The following is a 25,827-nucleotide window of genomic DNA, read 5'->3' on the forward strand; positions in this document are numbered from 1 at the left end:
GGAGCCACTCATGCTTGCCACCGACCTCGACCGCGATCTCGACACCGACGTCGCCGCCACGAGTCCGACCGTGCGCGCGGCAACCGTCATCCCGATCCATCCCGTAGCACGCGCCGACAAGACGCCGCAGCGCGCGTCGCGCTGCTCGACATGCGCGATGCGCGCGCTGTGCATGCCCGCCGAACTGAGCGCCGCCGAACTGGCGCGGCTCGATGCGATCATCTGCGCGACGCGGTCGGTCAAACGCGGCGACACGCTGTATCGCGCGGGCGATGCGTTCCACAGCATTTACGCGGTGCGCGCGGGCTCGTTCAAGACGGTCGTGATGCATCGCGATGGACGCGAGCACGTGACGGGCTTCCAGATTGCCGGCGAGGCGCTCGGGCTCGACGGCGTCGGCGCGGGCCAGCATAGCTGCGATGCGATCGCGCTCGAAGACAGCGCCGTCTGCATCATTCCATTTGCGCAACTCGAAGTGATCTGCCGCGAGATGAAGCCGATGCAGCATCACATCTATCAGATGATGAGCAGCGAGATCGTCCGCGAATCGAGCCAGATGATGCTGCTCGGCACGATGTCGGCGGAACAGCGCGTGGCGACCTTTCTGCTGAACCTGTCGCGGCGTTTCAAGGCGCGCGGTTTCTCGGCCGCCGAATTTCATCTGCGCATGACCCGCGAGGAAATCGGCTGCTATCTCGGGATGAAGCTCGAAACCGTCAGCCGCATGTTCTCGAAGTTCCAGCGCGAGCGGCTCGTGGACGCGAACGGCAAAACGATCCGTATCGTCGACGCCGAAGGACTCGCGCGCGTCTAAGAGCGCTTCTAACACATGCTTCGCCCGGAGGACGCCCCGATGGTGCACGCTACTCCGCATTCGGCCTGGCAGATCGACGAAGCGCATTTCGATCATGCCGCCCCGCTGTCCGAGCAACTGCGCTTCGCGCTTCAATACGCGGTGCTCGCGCCGTCCAATCACAATGCGCAGCCATGGCGCTTTCTCGTCGACGCGCTCAGCTATTTCGGGCTCTCCTACTCGATCACGCTGTTTCCATCGGAAGCGGATCCCGACGTCGTCGCGCTGCTGATGGTGTCGCGTCACGGTCATCGCGACATGGCCCTCGCACCGCTGTTCGGCGCGATCACGAAGCGCGTGACGACGCGCGCGCCGTTTGCCGACGAGCCCATTTCCGCTGCCGTACAGCGTGCAATGATCGACGCGTGCGAGGCGGAAGGCGCGCTGGTCAGCTGCCTGCATGAGCGCGCTGATCGACAGGCCGTCGCGCATCTGGTCGCGGAAGCGGACCATATCCAGTTCGCCGACCCGCGCTTCAGACGCGAACTCGCGGCATGGATTCATCCGCGCCGCCGCGACGACGGCATGCCGATGTATGGCGCAGCCGTCGACGGTCTGCTCGATTTCGCGGTGCCGCTCGTGTCAGCCGTGGTCCGCGTGTTCGATGCGGGCGCGGGTATCCCTGCGACGCACCGGCATCTGGTCGACGGATCGCCGCTGATCGTCGGCATTGCGACCGCGCGCAACGACCGTGAAGCATGGCTCGCCGCCGGTCAGGCGCTCGAACGCATGCTGCTGGTCGCCGCGGGCGAAGGTTTGACGGCCTCTTACCTCAATCAGCCGATCGAGATCAGCACGTTGCGCGTGCAGATCTGCGGCCTGCTGCATCTCGACGCGACGCCGCAACTGCTGTTGCGCGTCGGACGCGGGCCGCAGGCCGACCATGCGCCGCGGCGTCCGCTTTCCGATGTGCTCTCCTGAGTCCACGGCTGCTGCGCTTTGACGCAGGGGGACGTCGGCCGTCATTGACGTGCCTCAATTTCCGGCGACGGACACGCGATAGATTGAAAGTGCGATCTACGCCGGCATGCATCGCGCCGCCTCGTGCGCATCATGCCGTTGCCCGTGTACCCGACAAGGAGCCGTCGATGAGAATCACTCTTCACCTCGATACGTTCGAATGCGCCGATCCCGCTGTCTATGCGATCCTCTGGCTCGATCGCGACGCGCGCAAATGGTCGCGCGAAGGACATGCGGCCATCGATCTGCCCGAATGGGGCAAGCTGGCCCTCACGAAGCAATGCACGCGCATCCTCGGCGCTTCAGACGCTGAAGACGAACACGTCTACTGCGAACTGGCGGGTCTCGATCTGCTGTCGCGGCAAGGACCGTTCGAAGGCGAATCGGGCGATGTGCTGTGGTATCGGCATGCGGACCGCGCGCCCGTCGCGGGGCAATGGCATGTGCAATGGATCGACGAAACCGACACGGAGCCGGAACACGGCGTCTTTGCGGACGACGAAGTGTGACGCCTGCTGCATTGCTTCAGGCAGACGCGGCGATCCGTTTCGATCAACGCCGCCGCGTCGATGCAAACATCGCCTGTTGCAGCGTGTGCTCAGCGGCGTCGAATGCGCAGCGCACGGCCTCTTCCGCATTTTCCGCCGCATAGCGGCCGATCGGCTCGAACTCGTGCGTCGCCGTGACGCGATCGAGACGCACGTCGTAAAGCGGCTTGCCCGAACGCAGACACAGTGCTTCGATCGCCAGTCGACAGTTCGACAGCCGCGCGCCGAACCGTTGCAGACGCACGAGCTGCATCGCCGCTTCGGCTTCGAGCGGCGCCGTCGCGCTGCAGCCGAGATACACAATCTGCATGCCGATGCCCATCATCGCCTCCCGTCGATCCATTCTTCATTCGATGCGCGAACCTTTTCATTGCGCAGGTCAGCGCAGTGCTCGCAGGTACTTATCACCAGCGTAGCGGCGCACGCGCCGCCCCGATTGATACAGGTCAACGCACTTCGGCCCGGTTCGCGAACTGGATCAAGCGTTGGCGAACTGATATAACTCAGCTTCGAATACGCGAAGCGTCGTCTGTATCAACACTGCCGGGAGCCGCAATGGCCGCGCCGAAGAACGAGCCGTCCTGCATCGCCAGAGCGGCATCCGTGTCGGATGTCCCGCTCGAAGACCGCTATGTGCTGCTGATCGACGCCGTGCAGGATTACGCGATCTTCATGCTCGACGCCGACGGCAAGGTTTCGAGCTGGAATCCGGGCGCGGAGCGGATCAAGGGCTATACGCACGACGAGATCATCGGCCGCCACTTCTCGACGTTCTATACGGAAGAAGACATCGCCGCCGGCAAGCCAGCGCGCGAACTGGAGATCGCCACCGCCGCCGGACGCGTCGAAGACGAAGGCTGGCGCGTGCGGCGCGACGGTTCGCGTTTCTGGGCCAACGTCACGATTTCGGCCGTGCGCGATGCGAACGGCGCGTTGCTCGGCTTCGCCAAGGTGACGCGCGACATGACCGATCGCATGCGTCTCACGGAACTCGAACGCGCCACGGAAGTGTCGGCGCAAGTGCAGATCACGCGCGAAAACGAACAGAAGCGCATCGCGCGCGAATTGCACGACGACCTCGGACAGCAACTCACCGCGCTGAAAATGAGCGTCGCGCTGATCGAAGCGACCCTCGCGGCGAAGGACGAAACCGCGCCTCTCGTCGAGCAGACCCACGCGCTGCAAACGGAAATCGACGCGATGGCGATGTCGCTGCGCCGTATCGCCGCCGACCTGCGTCCGCCGCTGCTCGACGATCTCGGCTTGACGGCCGCGCTCGAATGGCTCGCCGAAGACTTCACGAAGCGCTACGGCGTCGCCGCGACGGTCCACGTCGACGCGGACGAGCCGCAGTTCAACGAGTTCGCCTCGACCACGCTGTTTCGCATCGTTCAGGAAGCGCTGACCAACGTCGCGCGCCACGCGGCAGCGAGCCGCGTGCGCATCGAACTGGCGCACGAAGGCGACCGGCTGTCGCTGGAAATCGAGGACAACGGCGTGGGCGCGAAGTCCGGTTCGTCGTCGGGCAGCACGTCGTTCGGGCTGCTCGGCATCCGCGAGCGCGTCAGGCAGTTGCACGGCACCGTGTCGTATATCAGTTCGCCGGGTGCGGGCTTTCGTATTTCGATTCGCGTGCCCTTTGCGGCCGTGCAATGACCCGGCGGCCTTTTAGCGGCAGCTAACCTTCGTCTTCCCAGTCGCGCCACTCGACGTCGTGCTGCTCCAGATACGCGTCGACGGCGACGCCGATCGTCGGGAAGAAACGCTCTTCGCCCATGACGTCGAACAGGCCATAGCGCCGCAGGATGTCCTTCACTGGTCCCTTCATCTCGGCGAAACACAGTTCGATCTGCCGCTCGCGCAGGCTCGCATGAAAGTCGCGCAGAATGTCGCTCGCCGTGACGTCGACGTCCGTGATCGGTTCGGCTGCGACGACGACCCACCGGGCGGGCGTGGCGGCTGTTTCGATCGCATGCTGAACGTGGTCGCGGAAAATGTCCGCGTTGGCGAAGAAGAGCGGCGCGTCCCAGCGATACAGCACCAGGCCGGGAATCGTCCGCGCCTCCGGATGCCGCGTGATGTCGTGATAGCCCTTGCGTCCCGACACGCGGCCGAGCACGGCGTCATACGGCCGCCACGCGCGCCACACGAAGGCCATCAGCGCGAGTCCGACGGCGATGAAAATGCCCTGAATCGGCCCGATCAGCGCGACGCCCGCAAAGCACGCCATCGACTGCAGGAATTCGCTGCGACGCAGGCGCAGCAGCCGGAACACGTCGCGTATTTCGAACAGCACGAGTCCCGCCGCGACGACCACGGCGCCGAGCGCGGCTTGCGGCAGCGTGCGTAGCAGCGTCGGCGCGAAGATCAGCAACGACGCCACGCACAGCGCCGCGACCACGCCCGTCAACTGCGTTTTCGCGCCCGCGGATTCCGCCACGGGCGTGCGCGACGAACTGCTCGTAACGGGAAAGCCCTGAAACAGGCCCGCGACGATGTTGCACGCGCCGAGCGCCACCAGTTCCTGATCGCGGTCGACGCGCGTGCCGCTGCGCTCCGCGAACACGCGCGACAGCACGCTGATATCCGCAAGCGAAATCAGGCCGATCGCGATTGCGCCGGGCACCAGCGCGACGATCTGATCGAACGGAATCGCGGGGAAGGACGGCATCGGCAGACCTTGCGGCACGTTGCCGACCACGGCCACGCCCGCCCGCTTGTCGAGATCGAGCAGCGCGACGGCCAGCGTCGCGCCGACCACGGCGACGAGGATGCCCGGCACGGCGGGCAACCAGCGCCTGAATACGAAAATCAGCAGCAGGCACGCGCCGCCGATCACGCACGTCACCTCGTTCAGTTTGCCGTCGGCGATGCCGCGCAGCAGACCGGAGACTTCCTGCTGCAGATTGCTGCCCTCGACCTTGAAGCCGAGCAGCTTGGGCGCCTGGCTCACGATGACCGTCAGCGCGACGCCGTTCAGATAGCCCTGGCGAATCGGCCTGGACAGCAGATCGGTGAGAAAGCCGAGCCGGCACACGCCGACGCCGATACAGAAGACGCCCGACAGCACGGCCAGCATCCCCGCCAGCGGCAGCACGCGCTCCGGGTGTCCGCCCGCCATCGGCAACACGATCGACGCGATCAGCGCCGCCAGCGCCGAATCGGGACCGAGCACGAGGATGCGGCTCGGCCCGAACGCCGCATACGCGACGATCGCCGCGATCGTCGCGTAGAGGCCGGTGATAGCGGGCAGACGCGCGGCCTCCGCATAGCCGAGACCGGCGGGCACGAGCACCGTCGTGAGGACGATGCCCGCGATCAGATCGTGCGACAGCCAGGCGCGCTGATAAGAACGCAGCGTCGCGACGCCCGGCACGCGGCGCATCAGCGGACCGGGGCGGCCAGTGTCGGCAGGGTTCGAATTGCGGGTCACGCGACTCATCGTCGAACCTCTCGAGTCGGATTGTTTTCGATGCCTGGGAAAACCGAGCTTATGCCCGCTGCCGCGTTTGTTGCAATCGTTCGAGCAACTCGAATGCCGCCATGCCGCCGAGCATCGCCGCGACGAAAACCCACGCCTTCAGCGACCCCGCGCCGAGTGCGACGAGCGCCGGGCCCGGACAAAAACCCGCGATGCCCCAGCCGACGCCGAACGCGGCGCTGCCCAGCACGAGCCGCGCGGTCACGGCGGTGCTGGCGGGTAGCTGCATCGGCAGGCCGAGCAGCGACTTCGCGCGGCGGCGCGCGAGCAGAAACGCGATTGAGCCGATGGCAATGGCTCCCACCATCACGAACGCGAGCGACGGATCCCAGCGGCCGGCGAGATCGAGAAAACCGAGCACTTTCGCCGGATTCGCCATGCCCGACACCATCAGGCCGACGCCGAACAGCAGCCCGGACAGCAACGCAACCAGGATGACCATCTCAGCCTCCCCAGCCGCCCGTTATGTGCCTAAGCACGAACACGGTCACGAAGCCCGCCGCCATGAAGGTCGCCGTCGCGACCAGCGAGCGAACCGACCCGCGCGAAATGCCGCACACGCCGTGACCGCTCGTGCAGCCGCTCGCGTAGCGCGTGCCGATGCCGACCAGAAAGCCCGCGACGATGAGTTCGCCCCAACCTGCCTGGATGTCGGGCATAACGGGTTTGCCGAGCATGCTCGCGAGAACGGGTGCGGCGATCAGTCCCACGATGAAGGCCGCTCGCCAGCCGGCTTCATCGCGCGACGCACCAAGGATGCCGCCCAGGATGCCGCTGATCCCGGCAATGCGTCCGTTGAAGAGAATCAGAACGGCAGCGGCCACGCCGATGACCACGCCGCCCACAAGAGAAAACAGTGGGGTGAAGTTCCCCATATCGATCGACACGACGCCTCCGGATTTGCCTGCGCAAGAAAGCGGATGCACGGCATCCGCCTGTCAGCGCAATTGTTTCCTGGCCGCCGCGCGAATGGAAGATCAATCGACGCCGCGCAGTTCCCGCCGAAGAATCTTGCCGACCGTCGACTTGGGCAACGCATCGACGAAACGGATGAGCTTCGGCACCTTGTACGCGGCCATGCTGGCGCGGCAATGGGCGATCAGCGCCTCGCTCGCGACGTCGGCGCCCGCCGCGGTCACGACGAACAGCTTCAGCGCCTCGCCCGTCCTGTCGTCCGGCACGCCGACGCACGCACATTCGGCGACGCCCGGAAACGCCGTCGCCACCGCTTCCACTTCGTTCGGGTAAACATTGAAGCCGGAGACGATCACCATGTCCTTCTTGCGATCGACGATCTTCAGGAAGCCCTTTGCGTCGAATACGCCCACGTCGCCCGTACGGAAGTAGCCGTCCGCCGTGAACGCGCGCGCGTTCGCCTCGGGCTGCTGCCAGTAGCCGCGCATCACCTGCGGACCCTTGACGCAGATTTCTCCTGGCTCGCCGATGGCGGCTTCGCGGTCGTCGTCGAGCAGTTTGACGTCGGTGGACGGCACGGGAAGGCCGATCGTGCCCGTGAAACCGTCGATGAACTGCGGGTTGAACGACACGACGGGCGAGGTCTCCGACAGCCCGTAGCCTTCGCGGATGAAGCTGCCCGTCACGGCCTTCCAGCGCTGCGACACGACATCGATCACAGCCGCCCCGCCGCCCGCCGACAGTCTGAGCCGCGACCAGTCCACTTCCGCGAGACGCGGATGCGCCGACAGACACGCATACAGCGTGTTGACGCCGACGAAGACGGTCGGACGTGCCGCCTTGAGCACGTCGATGAACGGATCCAGGTCGCGCGGATTCGCGACGAGCCAGTTCTCCGCGCCGACTGAGAAGTACGTGAGGAAATTCACCGTCAGCGCGAAGATGTGATACAGCGGAATCGCCGTGACGACGACTTCTTCGCCGGGACGCAGCGAATCGGGCATGAAGGCCTGGAACTGCGCGATGTTCGCGACGAGATTGCGATGCGACAGCACGGCGCCCTTCGACAAGCCCGTCGTGCCGCCTGTGTATTGCAGAAACAGCAGATCGCTGGCGTCGACATCGACGCGATCCGCTTCGAGCCCTTCGCCCTGCGCGAGCGCTTGAGGCAACGTGATCGCATTGCGCAGCGAAGCGTCCGGCGATGGGCCGGGAATGACGGCGCCGCTGCCGTCGCCCGCGCCTGCCGTGATGACCGTCCTGATCTTCGTGCTGCCGATCACGTCGGCCAGCGTGCGGGTCGAGCCGTCGAAGACGACGATCGTTTCGACGCCCGCGTCGTTGAGTTGATGCTCCAGTTCGCGCGCCGTATAGAGCGGATTGACGTTGACCTGCACGCCGCCAATCTTCGCAATCGCAATGAACGCAATCGGAAAGGCAAGCAGGTTAGGCAGCATCACGGCGACACGATCGCCCTTGCTGACGCCCGCGACCTTCTGCAGATACGCAGCGAATGCCGACGACAAACGGTCGATGTCACCGTACGTCAGCGTCTGGCCGAACGCACGAAAAGCGGGCCTCGTGGCGAACCGGCGCATCGAGTCTTCGAGCATCGCGGTGATGGACGGATAGCGGTCGGCGTCGATCTCCGTGGGGATCGAGCCGTAGGAAGCGATCCAGTGGCGCTCGCCTGTCGGGCGCTGCACGTCCACGGACGGATTCCTGGAAAGGCTGGTGTTGAGGTGGCTGTCGTCCACGGCGTCTCCTGATCTGACTTTTGTACACGTGGAACTATCGCCCGCGAACGGTCGGCTGCAAATGATCGACGCGGCCTGTTTGATGATCGCAACGGACAACCCGCTGCTGACGGCAGTATGCGCGCTGCGTCGCTGTTATGGCTTTAGCAGCAGCACAAATCAGGGTGAACCCTATGGCGAGCCGATCGGTTCAGGCGCAAAATTCGCGCACGGAATTCGGGCAAACCACGGTATCGATTCGGACACAGGACACCAGCATGCAGCAGCGCGCGCTCGCGACGGCGACACATCATCAAGCAGAGCGCCTGACGCAAGCGTCGTCGGCCATCGCATGGCGCGAGAAGCGCTTTGCGCCGTCGAAGCTCGCCGCACTGCTCGACGTGACCTCGCAAGCGGGTCTCGATGCAAACGCCGTGCTTGCAGACACGGAACTCGATGCCGAAGCCGTCGCGAATCCGTTCACGCTCACGTCGTCGCTGCAATTTCTGACGGCCGCCCGCAATGCCGTGCGGATGTACGGCAAGCCCGACCTTGGCGCGCGCGTCGGACGAAGCCTGCATGCGTCGAGTTACGGCATGTATGGCTACGCGTTGCTGTGCTCGGAGACGATGACGCAGACATTCGATACCGCCGTCAAATATCATCAACTTGCCAACGGGATGCTCGACATCCGCTGGGCCCAACACGACGACGCGGCGTCGTGGTTTTTCCCGAACCGCGACGAAGTGCGCGTGCCTGACGTCGACGAGCCGCTGTACGAATTCCTGATCGACTTGCAGTTTGCTGTGCACGTGACCGTCATCAAGGACGTGATGGGCGCGTGGTGCGTGCCGGCGCGCGCGCTGTTCACGCGGGCGCAGCCGCCGCATGCGGCGCTGCTGTCGGACGTGCTGGAATGTCCGCTCGTCTTCGAGCAGCCGCAGAACCTGTTGAGCTACCCCGCCGTGTGGCTGTCGCGCGCGCCGCAACTCGCGAATCCGATCACGGCTGCGCAGGTGTCGACGCAATGTGCGCGGCTGCTCGAACAGTTTCGCTGGCAGGCGGGCGTCACGCGGCGCGTTTATCAGGAACTCACGCGCGTGCCGGGCAAATTCCCCGATATCGAACAGATCGCCGAGAGCCTGTGCATGACGTCGCGCACGCTGCGCCGCAAGCTCGAAGCGGAAGGCGCGTCGTATAGCGAGCTGCTCACGGGCGTGCGCAAGGCGCTCGCCGTCGACTATCTGGGCACGACCGCGCTTAGCATCGACGATATCGCGCTGACGCTGGGTTTCAGCGACGCCGTGAGTTTCCGTCACGCGTTCAAACGCTGGACAGGCAAGACGCCGAACGAGGTGCGGCGCGATGGCGGCATGGCGCTTCCATAAACGAACGTCTATAGCGTGCCAAAGTTTCTTTGATTGTTCCGTGCGAAAGCCGCGACCTTACACTTGAAGGATGAGCGGCCGCCGCTCGCATTGCGACGCGCGTTCCTCACATTCGAAAACATCCACGCCAAGGAGACGATGCCCGTGCTTTCGGGCATCAGCAGCCCATGCCGCCCACACTCGTCTACACGCACGCCGCCTGCCTGAATCATCAGCCGGGACCGCATCATCCCGAGTCGCCGGAGCGGCTTCATACCGTGCTCAAAGCGTTGCGCGTGCCCGAATTCGCCTCGCTCGAATGGCGCGATGCGCCGATGGGCACGATCGAACAGGTGCAGCTGATTCACAGCGAAGGCTATATCGACGACGTCGCCGAGATCGCGCCGTCGCACGGCTACATGCCGCTCGACGGCGGCGATACCGTGATGTCGCCGGGTTCGTGGGAAGCCGTGATGCGTTGCGTCGGCGCGGCATGCGCTGGGGTCGATGCCGTACTCAACCGCGAAGCGCGCAATGTGTTCTGCGCGACGCGTCCCTGCGGGCATCATGCCGAGCCGTCGAAGGCGATGGGCTTCTGCATCTTCAATCAGGCCGCCATTGCGGCGGCGTATGCATATGAAGTGCAGAAACTCGAACGCGTGGCCGTCGTCGATTTCGACGTGCATCACGGCAACGGCACGCAGGCCGCGTTCTACGACCGGCCCGAACTCTTCTATGCGTCGAGCCATCAATCGCCGCTGTATCCCGGCACGGGCAAAGCCGCCGAAACGGGCGTGAGCCACAACATTCTCAACGTGCCGCTGCCGCCGGGTTGCGATTCGCAATTGTTCCGCTCGCGTATCGGGCTCGACATGCTGCCCGCCATACGCGAATTCAATCCCGAGCTGATCATCATTTCAGCGGGCTTCGATGCGCATCGGCTCGATCCGCTCGCCGCGCTGCGACTCGACGATGACGACTTTCACTGGATCACGCGCGAGCTGGTGAGCATCGCCGACGAGACATGCGAAGGCCGCGTGGTGTCGATACTCGAAGGCGGGTACAGCATGGAGGGTTTGTCGGGCGGCACGCGCGCGCATGTGCGTGCATTGATGGGGATGTGAAGCAGAAAAACAGAACGCAGCACGATGGTTTCGGCCCGCGCATCGACACCAATCGATGCGCGGGCTTTTCGTTACTGCGCCTGTTGCTTCTGCAAATACTGCTTCACGTCATTCAGCGACACTCTGCCCGAACGCGCGGTATCGATCTGATCGAAGTGCTGCGCGATAAAGCCAAGCCCGCTGCTCTGCGCCTGCGACTTCGTAATCGACGCGCCGTTGCTCAACACCGAATTGCCGCCCATGCGCGCATCGATACGCTGCTGCGCCTGCTGCTGCAATTGCGTGCCCGTCGACGGCACGACGGCAGCCACGCGCTTGCTGGGAAAAAACGGACCATCGACGCCATGATTGCCCTTCGGCAACGTCACGGGCGCGACAGCCTGGGTCGCGGCCTGTGCGCTGCCAATCACGGCACCGAGAATCACGACGACGGAAACGATGCGCAATAACCTGGAGATTGGAGACATGATCACTCGCCCTGAATAGATGAGTCTGAGATCCCCACATCGAATCGTCGTGAGCGGGGATCCGTTCCATTGAATCTCATTGCGTGGCGCCAGCCTGCGCGGTCGCCGTCGGCGTGCCGGCGGGAGCCTCGTCGCGCCATGGCGCAGGCAGCGTCCACAGCGACAGCGCGAGCGGAATCGGCTGGCCGCGATAGTAGTCGACGAGATCGCTCTTCATCTTCGGACGCGCCACGTCATCCAGATAGATCATGTGTCCGCCCTGGAAGAAGTTGACCTGCAGGTCCGGATGCAGACGCGGCACCGTTTGCAGACGCGCCAATTGCTTTTCCGTCGTGAAGAACGGCGTAGCGAGATCGTGATAGCCGTTCTCCGCGAGCACCTTGAGCTTCGGATTGAGCTGGATCGCGCCAAGCAGATCAGGCAACGTGTCGGGCAGCGCTTCGCCATTGTGCGAGAAGTCCCACACGTTGATGATCTCGTCGTTCAACGGCTGATAGGTCGCGTTCGGCGCCGTGTAGCCGAGATAGTCCGGCATCTGCGTTGCGAGCGCCGTCGTGAACGGTTGCGAGATCAGGATGTCCGACGGATCGCCGTCCGTCTGCAGACGCGGGTCCGAATTGGGCAGCACCACGCGTCCGTCATAGCGGCCGATGGTCGAGCCCGGAACCAGCGCGAGGCCGAACGAGTTCGGATCGAAATACGCCTGCAGCGCATGCAGCGTCAGACTCGACGGCCACTCCCACGATTGCAGCGTGCGCGTCGACGGATACACGGGCGGATCGAAGTAACCCGGCAATCCGAACTGGCTCAGCGTCCACGTCTCCGCGTATTGCTGGAAGTGGTTGTACTGGCCCGTCGCGAAGATTTCCGATTGCAGCGCGAACAGCCCCTGATCGAGTATCGGCGGCGATACCTGATGGAAATACGCCGCGACTTCCGCAAAGCCAGGGTAGTAGCCCGCGAGCGTATCGGTGTCGAGCACCAGACCATCCTTGGTGCCGAAGATCGCCGTCGCTTCGATCGAATCCGCGAAGTAGTTGAGAATCGACGATTGCAGCACGATGCCCGTCAACGGCACGCCCGCCGTTTCGAGCGCGAGCGCAAGCATGTCGGTGCGCGGCGTGCCATACGATTCGCCGTACAGATAGAGCGGCGAATTGCTGCGATTGTTCGCGGCCAGATAGCGGATGATGAAATCGCGCATGATGTCGACGTCGGTATCGCAGCCCCAGAAGTCCTTGTTCATATGCGGCAGCACCGCTTCCGAAAGACCCGTGCCGGGGGGATCGATGAACACCATGTCGGTGGTATCGATCAGGCTCTCCGCGTTGTCGACGAGCGGATAGTTCGGCCAGTTGGTCAGCAGCGGATCGGGCGTCGCGACACGCGTCGGCGCGAACGAACCGAGCCGCAGCCAGATCGACGATGAACCGGGACCGCCGTTATAGACGAAGGTCAGCGGTCGCGGCTTGCCGTTGGTGCTGGGCGCCGTGTACGCCACATAGGACATCGTCGCTTCCGGCTTGCCGTTGGCGTCCGCGGCTGTCAGATGGCCTGTCGTCGTCGTGTAATTGACGCTCGTCTTGCCCGACTTCCACTTGTAGTGCATCACAGCCGCTTTCTCCGCGACCTGCGATGCGGCAAGGCCATCGTTCGCATGCGGCGAATACGCCACCGGGTCGGTATAGGGTGCGTTGGCTGCCTGCGGTTGCGCCTGCTGCTGCGCGAGCGCTTGTGGCGACGCCTGACTCAACGCGCTCGCCGACGACGAAGGATTGCCATCGCCGCCGCCACAGCCGACGAGAACCAGCAACGCGATCATCATCGCGCCGGGCGCGGCGAGCCGCCCCAGACGCGTGCGACTGCCGCTCGTGCTACGGACTGGTTTCATTTCTGTCCCTGTGATAGGTAAGTTGTTGCTACACAAAGGCCGCCTTAGCCGGTGAGGCACCAGGAAAAAGACAGCGAGTGCAGAACTCGTCGGCACACACAGCGGCTGACATTAAACTTTCGCGTTTCTAACAGCCTTAATACAGTTATCAGAATGTTCTAATCGTTAGTATTGCTAATTACATTAATTGGATTCCGGCCGGTAATTTGTGCTTAACGGCATTCGGGAAAGATTTGGTAATGAAGAGTGGCAGAGGAAAAATAGGAGGTGTAACGGGCGTTTGTCAAGCCACGTTTTTACGCGTCATGCGGAATGGATAGGGTCAAAGTGTGCGATTCTTCTTAACGCGTGTTTTAATCGATTTATCGCGCGCTGGGTAATTTCTAATTAAATCGCTCTCAGCCTTTTATCGAGCGTTTTAAAATTGACAAGACTAATGGCAATGCCGTTTGCCGTTCATTTAAACGACGCTATTCGCTATCGCGCAACGCACGTCACTGCGGCTGATGCGCGGACAACAGGCTCGCCACCTGATTCGACTGGGTCTGTGCGGCGATATCTTGTGCCGTCATCCCGCGATTGTCCTTGAGCGACTCGTCGGCGCCGCGCGCGAGCAGCAGCTTCACCGTATCGGCGCGATCGTATCCAGCCGCCCACATCAACGCTGTGAGATCGTTCTTGTAGCGCCGGTTCACGTCGATACCCGTATCGAGCAACTGCTTCACCACTTGCGTTTGCCCTTGCCCCGCAGCGTATTCCATCGCGGTCTTGCCTACGCGATCGGTCGCGAGCGGATCCGCGCCGCGCGCGAGCAACAGCGTCACGATCGCGTCGTAGCCGCCATACGCCGCGGCCATCACAGGCGTCACGCCCGATGCGTTCGCGTGCTTCACGTTCGCGCCGCGCTCGATCAGCGTGCGCGCCATCTCCGCGTCGCCCTTTTTGCATGCTGTGAGCAACGGCGTATCGCCGATTCGGGTCATCGCATCGATAGCCGCGCCATGATCGAGCGCGGCAATGACGCTCGCGCGGTCGTCGTCTTTCGCGGCCGCGAGCAACGTGCGGTTGATTTCGCCTGCGTCCTGAGCCATTGCGGGAAGTGCTGCGCCGAGCGCACAGGCCGTCAGCAACGCAGTCGCGACATATCGAACGGGATCTTTCATATCGCCTCCCATGCACTACTGCAGATTCGCGACGTAAGCGGCGAGATTGCGGATGTCGTCGTCCGTGAGATTGCGCGCGACGCTGCCCATGTTGCCCGCATCGTTGGTGCGGGTGCGGGAACGGAAATCCTGCAACTGCTTGACGATGTACTGATAGTGCTGCCCCGCCACGTGCGGAATCTCGTTCTGCCCGGAGAAGTTGCCCAGGTGGCACATCGTGCACAACTCCGCCTGCGACTTCTTGCGCCCCGCTTCGACGGCCACGCTGTCCGCCTTGTAGTCGATCGGCGTGGGTTTTTGCGCGGCGAAGTAATCGGCGAGATTCTGCATGTCGTCTTTCGACAGATTCGCCGCCATCGGCGACATGCGCGGATCCTTGCGCCGGCCTTCCTCGAAGTCCTTCAATTGCAGATACATGTAACGCGCCGTCTGCCCCGCGAGCACGGGATATTGCGGGTCCGTCGAATTGCCCATCGGACCATGACACGCGACGCAAACCTGCGCCTTCGCCTTGCCCGCTTCCGCGTCGGCGCGTGCATCGACGGACGGCCACATCAAGCCGCCCGCACACAAGAAAACCGCGCATGCACGCGCGATGCTTCGCGACGTGCGCTGCGCGGTGAGCGATAACGTCAGGGCACGCGTCATCACGGAAGCGCGAAAACCAGAACCGTGTTGCCGCGCTTGAAGTCCAGCTGCGTATTGCCGCCCGCTGCAACGGCCACGTACTGCTTGCCGTGCACGTTATACGACACGGCGGGCGCATTTACGCCCGCGCCGCACTGGAACTCCCACAGCTTCTTGCCCGTCGACGCATCGAACGCGCGGAACAGGCCATTGCCCTCGCCATTGAAGACGAGCCCGCCGCCCGTCACGAGCACGCCGCCGATCAACGGTTGCGCCGTCTTGAAGTCCCACGCGACCTTGCCCGTATCGACGTTGACGGCCGACAGCTTGCCCCACTGCTCTTCGGACGGAATCACCTTGAACGCGCCGCCGAGCCACAGCTTGCTGCCGCCGGGATAAGGCGCATCCGTGACCTGATACGTCATCGGCTGATGCAGGTTGGCCGCGTACGCGAGACGCGTCTGCGGATCGAAGGCCATCGGCGACCATTCGACGCCGCCGTTCGCGCCCGGCAGCATCCGCGCGCCTTCGGCCGTCGGCAACGTCCACATGTTTTCCTGCGGAATCATCGCCTGCGAGAAGCGGATCAAACGGCCTGTCTCGCGATCGTGCACGTAGATGTGCCCCGTCTTGCCGCCATGAATGACGCCGGGAATCATCTTGCCGTTCGTGTCGCGCACGTCGATCAGAATGGGCGGGCTGACGGCGTCGAGATCCCACACGTCATGCGGCACGTACTGGTAGTGCCATTTGTACTTGCCCGTATCCAGATCGATCGCGACGAGCGAATCCGTGTAGAGGTTGTCGCCCGGACGGATCGCGCCGTACAGATCGGGCGACGGATTGCCGACCACGAAGAACACGGTATGCGTCTTCCGGTCGATGGCCGGCGTCATCCACACGCCGCCGCCGAGCGTCTTGTAGAAGTCGCCGCCCTTGTCCGCCAGCTGCTTTTTCTCGGCGGCGATGTCGCGTTTCTCGTCGCGGCCCGTTGCGTCCTTCGTCGCCCACACGCCTTCCTGGCCCGTGTCGGGAATCGTGTAGAACGTCCACAGCAATTGCCCGGAATTCGCGTCGAACGCCTTCACGAAGCCGCGTATGCCGTACTCGCCGCCATTCGTGCCGATCAGCACTTTCCCGTCCACCACCGTCGGCGCCATCGTTTCCGAGTAGCCCTCGTCGGGATCGGCGATCTTCGTTTCCCATACGACGCTGCCCGTCTTTGCGTCGAGCGCGACCAGTTTGGCGTCGAGCGTACCCATGAACAGACGATCGCCCGAGATCGCTACGCCGCGGTTGTTGGGCCCGCAACAGAACGTCGTGACGGGGCCCATTTTGTGCTTGTAGTGCCAGAATTCCTTGCCCGTTACGGCATCGACGGCGTACACGTGATTGAACGACGTCGTGATGTACATGATGCCGTTCGTGACGATCGGCGCCGTTTCCATCGATTCGTTGACAGCTGTCTGGAAGATGAAAACCGGCCTGAGCTTCGACACGTTCGTCCGGTTGATCTGCGTGCCCGGATAGAAGCGCGTCTGCGCATACGAGCCGTTCGAATGGAGCCAGTCGGAAGAATTGCTGGCGGCGCCATCGAGTTGCGCCTGACTGACGGGTTTGAACGTCGAAGGCATCGGCGCCGACGTGGTCGTGGACGCGTTCTGCACTTCGTCGGCGGCGCGCGAGGTGGGTGCCGCAAGCGCTGCGACCAGCAGGGGAACGAAGACGGCGAGGTACCGCGGGGATGGATTCATGAGCGTCTCCTCCGCCATTTATTGCTTGAGATTGCAAGCACTGGCGTGCGGCATGTCCCCACACCGGCACATGGCGTGGACGGGCACAATCGCGCAACCCCTCTCAAACAACAAAAGCTTGAGTTTTAAGAACCGTTGATGGCTTCGTCGGGACGGGTCGGCTGCGCAAATTGGGGAGAGCCGCGACGCTCTCGCCCTGAAGGCCGGCTCAATTTAGAAGCGTAGTCGAAGCGCTTCTGATTTACCAGGCGCACTGCATCGCATTCGCACGGCCTAACCGCGCAAATGAAGCTTGACTCAAGTATGAGGATTGAGGGTGGTGGCGCCGCTTTGTCGGGCGGCGCCGGAGGGGATGCGCATGGTGCGCCGCATCGAATGCGAACGCAACGGATGAGGAACGCTCAAGCCTGCTGAGCGTCCTCGCCTTCGCCTTCGCTGAGCATGCGCATCGCGGCTTTCTCAGCGTTGGCGACGTGCAGACGCGCCAGTTCCTGCGCCTCGTCGGCATCGCGCCCCTTGAGCGCCTTGTAGAGCTTGTCGATTTCGCGCAGGCTGCTGGGCAAGCGGTCGGGATGCATCAGCGACGTGGCGCGCAGCAGATTCACCCGCGAATACAGGCTATTCAGGACTTCCTTAACCAGCGCGTTGCCGCAGTTGTCGAGCAGCACATCGTAAAGCGCCGTCTTCGCCTTGAGGACGCCCGCCTGATCCTGGGCCGTTGCCTGCACACGTAATTCCTTCGCGGCCTCGCCGAACTGGGCGATAGCGGCGTCGCTGGCGAGCCTCGCGAACTCATGCGCGGCGAAGCCTTCGAGCAGCCCGCGCAGCGCGTACAGCTCGCTCGCTTCCTGCTGCGACATCACCGCGACGATGGGCCCTTTGTGCGGCACGCTGCGCACCAGCTTTTCCGCTTCGAGCTTGCGCAGCGCCTCGCGCACCGACGTGCGGCTCACGCCGAGCGTCTCGCACAGCTCGCGCTCGATCAGCCGCGAGCCCGGCGCAAAGCGCCCGCTCATGATCGCCTGGCGCAACACGTTTTCGACCTGATGACGCAGCGTCTCAGGCCGGACCAACCCGATATCAGTCGACATTATTGTCTTCCCGTCCGACAAAGTTGCAGTCGCTATGATACTTCACCGCCAGCCGTTTTCCGTCCTCCGATACGCATAAATCGCGCGCTATTGTTGCCTGTGATTGAGCGCCCCTTGCCCTCAGTTGTAGCCGAGAATCGCGACGGCCCGTACATGCGCATGCTCGTTGCCGTTCGTGGCGAGCCGCGCGAGCGGCAGCGTCTGCAGCGCGCGATACATCGAACGGGGATCGCGGCTGCGCGTAGCCCGCTGTTCCGTGGGCCGGGCGCGCCGTGCACCGTACGCATCGTCATCGAGCATCGCGGCGTTACGCATCGACGGTGGCCTGCTGCTTCTTCAACGCCGCCTCCAGCAACGGCGCACCGAGTTCGGCGCCATGAATGCCCGTCGTGCTAACGATTTCCAGCAGTTCCATCAGTTCATCCGCCGTCGCGCCGTAGCGCAGCGCGTTGCGCATGTGCAGCTTGAGGCCGGGCACGTACAGATGCGTCGACGAGGCATCGAACGCGCAGTACATGAACTCCTTCACCTTCGGACTCAACACGCCCGTGCGCCACGGCACCGACGAAAACTCGACATACGCTTCGAACAGATCGGGATCGAGTTCGAGCAAGCCTTCCCACGTCGGATGCCAGTAGCCGCGATTCTTTTCGAACGCTTCCTTCAGCACGCGACGCCGTTCGTCGAGCGGCGCGGGCCCGGCGCGCAAGCCCTCTTCTTCGAGCACTTCGAGCAGCACGGGCACGCCGACGTTGCTCGTATGAATGCCGATCGTGCTGATCAGTTCGAGCACTTCCATCAACTCTTCACGCGTCGCGCCGAATCCGATCGCACGCTCCAGATGATGCGCGACGCCGGGCGCATACAACTGCGTCGCGCACGCATCGGCGGCGAGCGCGATGAACGCGCGCGTCTTGTCGTCGAGATGATTCCTGCGCTGCGGCACGGCAGAGAACTGCACGTACGCATCGACGAAACCCGCATCGAGACGCAGCATGCTGTCCCATGCGACATTCCACACGCCATGCACGCGCTTGAATTCTTCCTTGATCTGCTGCGGATCGCGTTGCCCACGCGCCGGTTCCTGCTTCATTGGCTCACTCCCGAAATCGAACTCAGCCCGCGACCAGCCCATGCGGATAATCCGCTTCGGCGACTTCTTCCTGCCACGTCGCCTTGCCGATCGACGTCGCGATATGCACCATGTAGCTGCCGTCGCTCGCGCCGTGCCAGTGCCGCTCGTTCGGTCCGATGAAGACGATGTCGCCCTGGCGGATTTCCTGCGGCGCTTCGCCTTCCTTGCAGATCCAGCCCTTACCCGCCGTCACCTGCAGCACCTGCCCCTGCTCGTGCGTGTGCCAGTACGTGCGGCCGCGTGGCGCAAAGAACACTGTGTTGATGGTCACGCCGTCCGTCTGCGGCATCACGGGGTCGGCCCACACCGTGCCCGTGAACGTCTCGCCGCGCTGCTCCGACATCTTGCCTTCCGCCCTGCCGTGAAAAACCTTCATGCCTGCTTCTCCTGTTTGCGAACCTTTCCGTCGAACAGCCGCACGCCGCCCGATACATCGCCGATCGCATCGACCACGCGATTGCTGATCACATCCCCATAACCCAGCGCCGTGCCGAGCCCGAAGCTCGCGAGCGGCCCCGACGCATTCAGCGACACCACGCCGAGTTCGCGCGCGCGATCCACGTACAGCACGACGTCCTTCGTCATCAGCTTGCCTGTCAGCCCGCCTTCCAGATAATCGCCGTCGACGATCTTCGGAAAGCGGTTCAGCGTCGCGAAGTTCACGCCGCTGCTGCTGTTGAGCACGTCGAGCAGCAGATGCAGATCGAGCCCTGCCTTCTTGCCCGCGACCATCACTTCCGCGCTCGCCGCGAGACTCACGGCGTTGAGGAAGTTGTTCAGCAGCTTCGTGGTGTGACCCGCGCCGCTCTCGCCCATGTGGGCGACCTTCGACGCAATCGGCGCAAACGCCCATTTGAGCGCTTCCACGGCGCTCGCATCGCCGCCGACCATCAACGTCAGCGTGCCCTTCTCCGCCGCCGCCGCGCCGCCCGAAATGCCCGCGTCGACGTACTGGACGCCGCTTTGCGTAAATCGCCTTGCGAGCCGTATCGTCGAACTCGCCGCTGCCGTGCTCAGATCGACGACGATCTGTCCGGCGCGACAGTTCGCCAGCACGCCGCCCTCGCCTTCGACCACGGCCTCGACGACTTTGCTGTCGGGCAGCGACATCATCACGACGTCGGCGAACTTCATCACTTCCGCTATCGACGCCGCCGCCTGCGCGCCGGCATCCTTCACGCGATCCGGCACGGTGTCGTAGCCGAGCACGGCGATGCCCGCATCGACGAGGCGCCGCGTCATGCGGCCGCCCATATTGCCGAGACCGATGAATCCGATCCTTTCCTTGTTCATTTCCGCTATTCCCTTGCAGTCATCCGATCAGTCAAATGAGTCGTCAGAAATCGACGTCCTTGGTTTCCGGTCCCATCAGCGCGCCGATTGCGCCGATCAATCCGCCGATGCACAGCAGCACCACCGAGGTCATCCGCAGCGGCATGAACGCGCTCAGCCAGTCCATATAGAACGCGTAGAACGACGGGATGATCACGGACAGACTGAAGCCGACGCCGAAGCCGGTTGCGCGCACGTCGGTGACGAAGCGCTCGTTGATGTACGTGACGATCACGCCCCACGGCGACGTGACCAGCACGGCAAGCACGCAGACGAGCGCGATGATCGCGGGCAGCGAGAGGCCGTCGACGTTCGCGATCACATACAGCAGCCCCGCGCCGACCGTCGCGATCAGCGGACCGACGATCACGAAGAAGCGCCGCCGCCCGATCACCTGCGCGAGCATCCCCGAGCCGATGTAGCTGAAAAACAGCACGAAATACGTGATCATCAGCGTGGACGTCATCTGGAAGCCCGTCAGATGCAGCGTCTTCACGAGCAGGCCTGTCGGCAGGAAGATCGTGATGATGTTCTGCGTGAGCCAGAAGCCCGTCATCATCAGCAGCACCTGCAGCAGATTACGTCCGCTCTTGCCGCGCAGCAGATCGGTGAGCGGCAGCTTTTCGGGCTGGTTACCCTTCTCGGCCGTTTCGCTTTTCCAGATCTCCGATTCCGCGACCTTATGCACGTAGTACAGCGCCAGAATGCCCGCGAGCACCGCGCCGAGCACGAACGGAATGCGCCAGCCCCACTGCGCGTACGGCGAGTTCATGCCGTTCAGCGGAAAGAGCGCGAACATCAGCATCGCGACGAGATTGATCGACACGTACGCAGCCGGAAAGCCCGCGATGATGAAACCGCCCACGAAGCCGCGCTGCTCTTTCTTCGAATACTCGATAGCAAGCGGCATCGCGCCCGTGTAACCGCCGCCGAGAAAGATGCCGTCGACGAACCGCAGCAGCACGAGCGCCCAGTACGACGCGATGCCGATGCTCTCGTAGCCCGGCAGCAGCGCGATCAGCAGCGTGACGACGCCGAAGCCCGACACCGACCAGATCGACGCCTTGCGACGCCCGATGCGGTCCGCGATCATGCCGAACAGCAGCGCGCCGATAGGCCGCCCGAGCAGCGTCGTGATGAACACCAGCGAAGCCAGAATCGTCTCCATCCCGCTCGACAGATGCGGCGGCTGGAAGAACGCGAGCACCGGCGACAGCACGACGACGGGCAGATAGATATCGAACATGTCGATGTATTCGGAAAAGAACGCGCCTTTGATCGCATTGCGTCTTTTCGTTTCGATCGACTGCTCGCCTTCGGACTGTACGACGTCGGTCGCAGTGAGGGTTTTCATCGTTGTCTCCATTCGTTGTCGGGCGGTGCGTGCTGTGTCGCGCCGCCTTGTGTGGTGTCGTGTGTCAGCACGCCATCAGACCGCCGAAGTCTCCGCTTCGTACGCCTTGATCGCTTCCGTCGCGACGCGGAACGCCGCGAGCGCGAGCGGCACACCGCAATAGATCGCCGCCTGCATCAGCACCGCGCGGATCTCGTCCTTCGTCACGCCGTTGCGCAGCGCGCCCTTCACGTGCACGGCGAGTTCGTGATGCTGGCTCATCGCCGTCAACATGCCGAGGTTCAGCATGCTGCGCGTCTTGAACGACAGCGTCTTGTCGCCCCAGATGTCGCCCCAGCAGCATTCCGTCACGTACTTCTGCATCGGCCGGTTGAAGTCGTCGGCATTGGCCCACGATTTCTCGACATGCCCCGCGCCCAGCACTTCCTTGCGGTTCTCAAAGCCTTTTTCAAAACGTTCGTTGCTATCCATCTCGAGGTCCTCTCTGTTGCTCTGCCCGTTTCAGTTGCCCTGCGCGCTACGACTGCCTGACGCGATGATTGTCAGACAATCGAAGCGCGCAAAATTTTTTGGCCGTCACAGCGCGCCGTAGCCCACCATCGCCTTCGTTTCCAGATACTCGCGCAAGCCCGCTTCGCCCCACTCGCGGCCATTGCCCGAACGCTTGTAGCCGCCGAACGGGGCCTGAAAATCCGCAGGCGGATAGTTCAGATGCACGCCGCCCGCGCGCAACGCACGCCCTACTTTGCGGGCGCGTTCGATATCGGCCGATTGCACGTACGCGGCGAGACCATAGACGAGCGGCCCGAGTTGCGTCGAAGGTTCGTCGGTGGGTCCGACGCGGTACGTTTCGGCCGCGCGTTTCGCGATCTGTGCGGCATCGTTCATCAGATGACGCGGCACCAGCATGCGCGTCGGGATCGAACACGACTGGCCCGAGTTCGTAAAGCACGCAGCGACACCGCGCTTCACGGCCTCTTCGAGATCGACGTCGTCGAGCAGAATGTTCGCCGACTTGCCGCCCAGTTCCTGCGCGACGCGCGTGACGCTCGGCGCAGCCGCCTGCGCAACCAGCACGCCCGCGCGCGTCGAGCCTGTGAACGACACCATGTCGATATCCGGATGACTCGCAATCGCTTCGCCGACGCCCGGTCCATCGCCGTTCACGAGATTGAACACGCCTACGGGCAACTCTGCTTCGTGGAGCACGTCGGCGAACAGCAGCGCGCTCAGCGGCGAATACTCGCTCGGTTTGAGCACCATCGTGCAACCGGCCGCGAGCGCGGGCGCGATCTTCACGACGATCTGATTGACGGGCCAGTTCCACGGCGTAATCAGGCCGCACACGCCGATCGCTTCGAGCACGACGCGCGTGCTGCCGCGCTGTTCCTCGAACTCGAAGCGTTCGAGTACGTCGATCAGTGCGTTCAGATGCGCGGGTCCGCGCGCCGCCTGGCCGTTGCGCGCGAACGTGATGGGCGCGCCCATTTCGCGGCGCATTGCTTCGGCAAATTCGTCGTAACGGCGCTCGTAAATTTGCAGCACGCGCCGCAGCATCGCGACACGCTCCGCAACGCTCGTCGACGACCACGCGGGAAACGCTCGGCGCGCAGCAGCAACGGCGCGATCGACGTCTTCCGCATTGCCGAGCGCGAGCCGCTCGAAAGGCACTTCCGTCGATGGATCGACGAGATCGAACCATCGCGCGGACGCGGGCTCTACCCAACGTCCGTCGATATAGAACTGCGCTGCATGTGACATGGCAGCCTCCTGTGCAGAAAGATCAGCGCGCATCGCGATCGAGCAGGCGATACATTTCGGTGTGGTCCGTTGCGGGCGTCGAACGCTGCGCCGCTTCGTCCCACATCGACGTGCAGGTCTCGCCGAGCGCCAGCGGATAACCAACCGACTGCGCCAATGCACGCGCGATCTTCAGATCCTTGTTCATCAGTTGCAGTGCGAAGCCGGACGCGAACGTGCCGCTCAACATGAACTGCTTCACCTTGTTTTCCGACGTATTGCTGCGGCCCGACGACGCGTTCAGCACATCCGTCATCACGTCCGGCTCGATGCCGAAGCGTTGCGCGACGAGCAGTGCCTCGACGGTCGCCGCAAGTCCCGCCGCCGACACGTAGTTGTTCAGCGCCTTCGCCGCATGGCCCGAGCCCGCGCCGCCGATGTGCAGAATGCTCTTGCCCATCGCTTCGAGAGCGGGCTTGCATTGCGCGAGCACGTCCGCGTGACCGCCGACCAGAATCGCGAGCGTGCCTTCCTTCGCTTTCTTCACGCCGCCCGAAACGGGCGCATCGAGATACGCGAGGCCGCGCTCGTCGAGCATTGCGCCGAGCTTGCGCGAGCGCTCCGGCTCCGACGAACTCATGTCGATGACGACCGCGCCCTTCGCGAGCGAACTAGCCCAGCCGTCCGCGCCGCTGCCGAGCAATACGCTTTCGACGATCGACGAATTCGGCAGCATCGTGATCAATGCGTCGAGCGATTTCGCGTTATCGCGGTTCAGGCGTTGCGCGCCCGTTTGCGCAGCGAGCGCGTCGGCGCGCGCGGCGTCTGCATCGTCGATGAAAAGCTCGAAGCCTGCGTTGACGAGGCACTGCACCATCGGCGCGCCCATCATGCCGAGCCCGATGAAACCGATGCGCTTACGTTGTGTCATGGCGTTCGTCCTTTACCGTCTAGCGCAGCTTCGAAAACGAGGTCGGCGTGAGAATGTGACTCTCGATACGCTCGATAATCGGCCGCTCCGCTTCCGACGCCGCGCGCTTCGTGATCCATTCGGCGTCGGCCTGAAACGCGTTCCACTTCTCCTCGCGCTCGGCGAGGTCCTTCCATTCGATCATGTACGTCAGCGAGTGATTGCTCGCGCCGATCAGCGTGGTCCAGAAGCCGATCTGCCGGATGCCGTACTTCTCGAAGAAGCCGAGCGTGGTGCTCGTGAAGCGGTCGAGCAAGGCCGGCAGACGGGTCGGCGCGCAGTGATAGATGCGCATTTCAACGATCATGTGAATCTCCGTAGTTATGTTGTACGTGTTTCAGTCCGCAAGGCCGTCGACCGACGACCAGCGTTCGACGTATTTGACGAGCTCCGTCATATCGCGTGCCGCACCGTCCTGCATCGCGGCGTAATTCCACATTTGCCGCGCGACGCTGCCGACCCACATCGGCACGCCGAGCGCCTGGCATTCGTCGACGGCAAGGCCGATGTCCTTGCACACGCTGCCGACAGGGAAGCCGAAATCGAACGTGCGCGGCAGCACGTGCTTCGGAAACTTGTCGAGCGTCGCGCCGTTCTTGCCGCTGCCCGCGTTGATCACCGACATCATCACTTCCGGGTCCAGCCCGCCGCGCACGCCCGCGACGAACGCCTCGGACGTGATCGCGAACGCCGTCGACGACAGCATGTTGTTCAGCAGCTTCAGCAGTTGCCCTTGTCCCGCCTTGTCGCCGACCACGAACACCTTGCCGAGCACGTCGAACAGGCCGCACACTTCTTCGAGCGCAACGTGATTGCCTGCCGCCATGATCGCGAGCGTGCCCTTCTTCGCGCCCGCCGCGCCGCCGCTCACGGGTGCGTCGACGGTTTCGATGCCTTTGGCGAGCAGGCCTTCCGCCACTTCCTTTTCGGTGCGCGAACCGACCGTCGACAGATCGACCAGCACCTTGATCGCGCTGCCTTCGATCAAACCGCCATCGCCAAGCGCGACCTGTTTGAAGATCGCGGGCGTCGGCAGACTCGTGAAGACGATGCGCGCCGTGTCGGCCACTTCTTTCACCGATGCCGCTGCCTGCGCGCCGATCGCTTTCAGTTCCGCGACGGCTGCGTCATCGCGATCGAACACGATCACCGTATGACCCGCTTCGATCAATCGCCGTGCCATCGGTCGGCCCATCGTGCCGACGCCGACGAAACCGAGCTGTTGTGTTGATGCCTGAGTTGATGCCTGAGTTGATGCCTGAGTTGATGCCTGAGTTGATGCCTGAGTTGATGCCTCACTACTCGACATGACAATCCTC

27 protein-coding genes are annotated in these 25,827 nt (G+C 63.4%); 6 read left to right on the top strand and 21 right to left on the bottom strand.

Annotation, left to right across the window (positions count from 1 at the left end; translation table 11 throughout):
* The first annotated feature begins 10 nt into the window (after positions 1-10).
* From fnr to QEN71_RS36980, 3 genes are all read left to right on the top strand, one after another.
* A complete protein-coding gene (gene fnr, locus QEN71_RS36970) occupies positions 11-814 on the top strand; it encodes a fumarate/nitrate reduction transcriptional regulator Fnr (RefSeq protein WP_201654945.1) in 804 nt (267 codons plus the stop codon).
* 39 nt (positions 815-853) lie between these two features.
* A complete protein-coding gene (locus QEN71_RS36975; RefSeq protein ID WP_201654942.1) occupies positions 854-1,774 on the top strand; it encodes an Acg family FMN-binding oxidoreductase in 921 nt (306 codons plus the stop codon).
* Between the two features lie 167 nt (positions 1,775-1,941).
* Complete coding sequence (locus QEN71_RS36980; protein ID WP_201654939.1) at positions 1,942-2,322, top strand: DUF3564 domain-containing protein; 381 nt, start codon at positions 1,942-1,944, stop codon at positions 2,320-2,322.
* 43 nt (positions 2,323-2,365) lie between these two features.
* On the opposite strand, the gene QEN71_RS36985 is transcribed toward QEN71_RS36980, so the two are convergent.
* Positions 2,366-2,683, bottom strand: coding sequence for a hypothetical protein (locus tag QEN71_RS36985; RefSeq protein WP_201655246.1), 318 nt, complete (start codon positions 2,681-2,683; stop codon positions 2,366-2,368).
* A 233-nt stretch (positions 2,684-2,916) separates the two neighbouring features.
* Here QEN71_RS36985 and QEN71_RS36990 point away from each other — a divergent pair, with 233 nt between their 5' ends.
* Positions 2,917-4,017 carry a PAS domain-containing sensor histidine kinase gene (locus QEN71_RS36990; RefSeq protein ID WP_201654936.1) on the top strand — a complete coding sequence of 367 codons (1,101 nt, stop codon included), beginning with the start codon at positions 2,917-2,919 and terminating at the stop codon, positions 4,015-4,017.
* 22 nt (positions 4,018-4,039) lie between these two features.
* Here the strand turns inward: QEN71_RS36990 and QEN71_RS36995 are convergent, their stop codons facing one another.
* The 4 genes from QEN71_RS36995 to QEN71_RS37010 all read right to left on the bottom strand — a co-directional run bounded on the left by QEN71_RS36995 (position 4,040) and on the right by QEN71_RS37010 (position 8,463).
* The gene (locus QEN71_RS36995; RefSeq protein WP_201654934.1) at positions 4,040-5,803 is read right to left on the bottom strand and encodes a SulP family inorganic anion transporter; all 1,764 of its coding nucleotides are present in this window, start codon (positions 5,801-5,803) and stop codon (positions 4,040-4,042) included.
* A gap of 49 nt (positions 5,804-5,852) precedes the next feature.
* Entirely contained in the window at positions 5,853-6,284 is a 432-nt protein-coding gene (locus QEN71_RS37000) for a DUF6691 family protein (RefSeq protein ID WP_201654931.1), read from the bottom strand.
* Between the two features lies 1 nt (position 6,285).
* Entirely contained in the window at positions 6,286-6,729 is a 444-nt protein-coding gene (locus QEN71_RS37005) for a YeeE/YedE family protein (protein WP_201654927.1), read from the bottom strand.
* A 90-nt stretch (positions 6,730-6,819) separates the two neighbouring features.
* On the bottom strand, positions 6,820-8,463 hold the full coding sequence (locus QEN71_RS37010; protein WP_233472002.1) for an AMP-binding protein: 1,644 nt from the start codon (positions 8,461-8,463) through the stop codon (positions 6,820-6,822).
* A gap of 308 nt (positions 8,464-8,771) precedes the next feature.
* Between QEN71_RS37010 and QEN71_RS37015 the strand changes: the two genes are divergently transcribed.
* Together QEN71_RS37015 and QEN71_RS37020 are read left to right on the top strand one after the other, a co-directional pair.
* Positions 8,772-9,881 (top strand): AraC family transcriptional regulator, encoded by a 1,110-nt coding sequence (locus QEN71_RS37015; RefSeq protein ID WP_201654921.1) that lies wholly within the window; start codon positions 8,772-8,774, stop codon positions 9,879-9,881.
* Between the two features lie 167 nt (positions 9,882-10,048).
* Entirely contained in the window at positions 10,049-10,984 is a 936-nt protein-coding gene (locus tag QEN71_RS37020; protein WP_201654918.1) for a histone deacetylase family protein, read from the top strand.
* 71 nt (positions 10,985-11,055) lie between these two features.
* On the opposite strand, the gene QEN71_RS37025 is transcribed toward QEN71_RS37020, so the two are convergent.
* The 16 genes from QEN71_RS37025 to QEN71_RS37100 form a co-directional block, all read right to left on the bottom strand.
* The gene (locus QEN71_RS37025; protein ID WP_201654915.1) at positions 11,056-11,451 is read right to left on the bottom strand and encodes a 2-oxoglutarate dehydrogenase; all 396 of its coding nucleotides are present in this window, start codon (positions 11,449-11,451) and stop codon (positions 11,056-11,058) included.
* Positions 11,452-11,527: 76 nt separating this feature from the next.
* Positions 11,528-13,342, bottom strand: a complete 1,815-nt coding sequence (locus tag QEN71_RS37030; protein WP_201654912.1) for a S10 family serine carboxypeptidase-like protein — start codon at positions 13,340-13,342, stop codon at positions 11,528-11,530.
* A 494-nt stretch (positions 13,343-13,836) separates the two neighbouring features.
* Positions 13,837-14,505: an ankyrin repeat domain-containing protein gene (locus QEN71_RS37035; protein WP_201654909.1), complete on the bottom strand. Its 669-nt coding sequence runs from the start codon at positions 14,503-14,505 to the stop codon at positions 13,837-13,839.
* 15 nt (positions 14,506-14,520) lie between these two features.
* A complete protein-coding gene (locus QEN71_RS37040) occupies positions 14,521-15,153 on the bottom strand; it encodes a c-type cytochrome (protein WP_201654906.1) in 633 nt (210 codons plus the stop codon).
* A complete protein-coding gene (locus QEN71_RS37045; RefSeq protein ID WP_201654903.1) occupies positions 15,153-16,886 on the bottom strand; it encodes a pyrroloquinoline quinone-dependent dehydrogenase in 1,734 nt (577 codons plus the stop codon). Before QEN71_RS37045 ends, QEN71_RS37040 begins: the two co-directional genes overlap by 1 nt.
* A 401-nt stretch (positions 16,887-17,287) precedes the next feature.
* Positions 17,288-17,977, bottom strand: coding sequence for a GntR family transcriptional regulator (locus QEN71_RS37050; RefSeq protein WP_201654900.1), 690 nt, complete (start codon positions 17,975-17,977; stop codon positions 17,288-17,290).
* Positions 17,978-18,097: 120 nt separating this feature from the next.
* The gene (locus QEN71_RS37055) at positions 18,098-18,292 is read right to left on the bottom strand and encodes a hypothetical protein (protein WP_201654896.1); all 195 of its coding nucleotides are present in this window, start codon (positions 18,290-18,292) and stop codon (positions 18,098-18,100) included.
* A complete protein-coding gene (locus QEN71_RS37060; protein ID WP_201654893.1) occupies positions 18,285-19,070 on the bottom strand; it encodes a carboxymuconolactone decarboxylase family protein in 786 nt (261 codons plus the stop codon). The genes QEN71_RS37055 and QEN71_RS37060 overlap by 8 nt, the downstream gene beginning before the upstream one ends.
* Before the next feature lie 22 nt (positions 19,071-19,092).
* Positions 19,093-19,488 (bottom strand): cupin domain-containing protein, encoded by a 396-nt coding sequence (locus QEN71_RS37065; RefSeq protein WP_201654890.1) that lies wholly within the window; start codon positions 19,486-19,488, stop codon positions 19,093-19,095.
* Complete coding sequence (locus QEN71_RS37070) at positions 19,485-20,405, bottom strand: NAD(P)-dependent oxidoreductase (RefSeq protein ID WP_201654887.1); 921 nt, start codon at positions 20,403-20,405, stop codon at positions 19,485-19,487. Before QEN71_RS37070 ends, QEN71_RS37065 begins: the two co-directional genes overlap by 4 nt.
* Positions 20,406-20,448: 43 nt before the next feature.
* A complete protein-coding gene (locus tag QEN71_RS37075) occupies positions 20,449-21,798 on the bottom strand; it encodes an MFS transporter (RefSeq protein ID WP_201654884.1) in 1,350 nt (449 codons plus the stop codon).
* 75 nt (positions 21,799-21,873) lie between these two features.
* A complete protein-coding gene (locus QEN71_RS37080; protein ID WP_201654881.1) occupies positions 21,874-22,269 on the bottom strand; it encodes a carboxymuconolactone decarboxylase family protein in 396 nt (131 codons plus the stop codon).
* 105 nt (positions 22,270-22,374) lie between these two features.
* The gene (locus QEN71_RS37085) at positions 22,375-23,559 is read right to left on the bottom strand and encodes an aldehyde dehydrogenase family protein (protein WP_201654878.1); all 1,185 of its coding nucleotides are present in this window, start codon (positions 23,557-23,559) and stop codon (positions 22,375-22,377) included.
* A 22-nt stretch (positions 23,560-23,581) separates the two neighbouring features.
* A complete protein-coding gene (locus QEN71_RS37090; RefSeq protein WP_201654875.1) occupies positions 23,582-24,469 on the bottom strand; it encodes an NAD(P)-dependent oxidoreductase in 888 nt (295 codons plus the stop codon).
* Between the two features lie 19 nt (positions 24,470-24,488).
* The gene (locus QEN71_RS37095) at positions 24,489-24,815 is read right to left on the bottom strand and encodes an NIPSNAP family protein (protein ID WP_201654872.1); all 327 of its coding nucleotides are present in this window, start codon (positions 24,813-24,815) and stop codon (positions 24,489-24,491) included.
* Positions 24,816-24,845: 30 nt separating this feature from the next.
* A complete protein-coding gene (locus tag QEN71_RS37100) occupies positions 24,846-25,817 on the bottom strand; it encodes an NAD(P)-dependent oxidoreductase (protein ID WP_201654869.1) in 972 nt (323 codons plus the stop codon).
* Positions 25,818-25,827: the final 10 nt, after the last annotated feature.

The sequence above is a fragment of the Paraburkholderia sabiae genome (assembly GCF_030412785.1).
Taxonomy (GTDB): domain Bacteria; phylum Pseudomonadota; class Gammaproteobacteria; order Burkholderiales; family Burkholderiaceae; genus Paraburkholderia; species Paraburkholderia sabiae.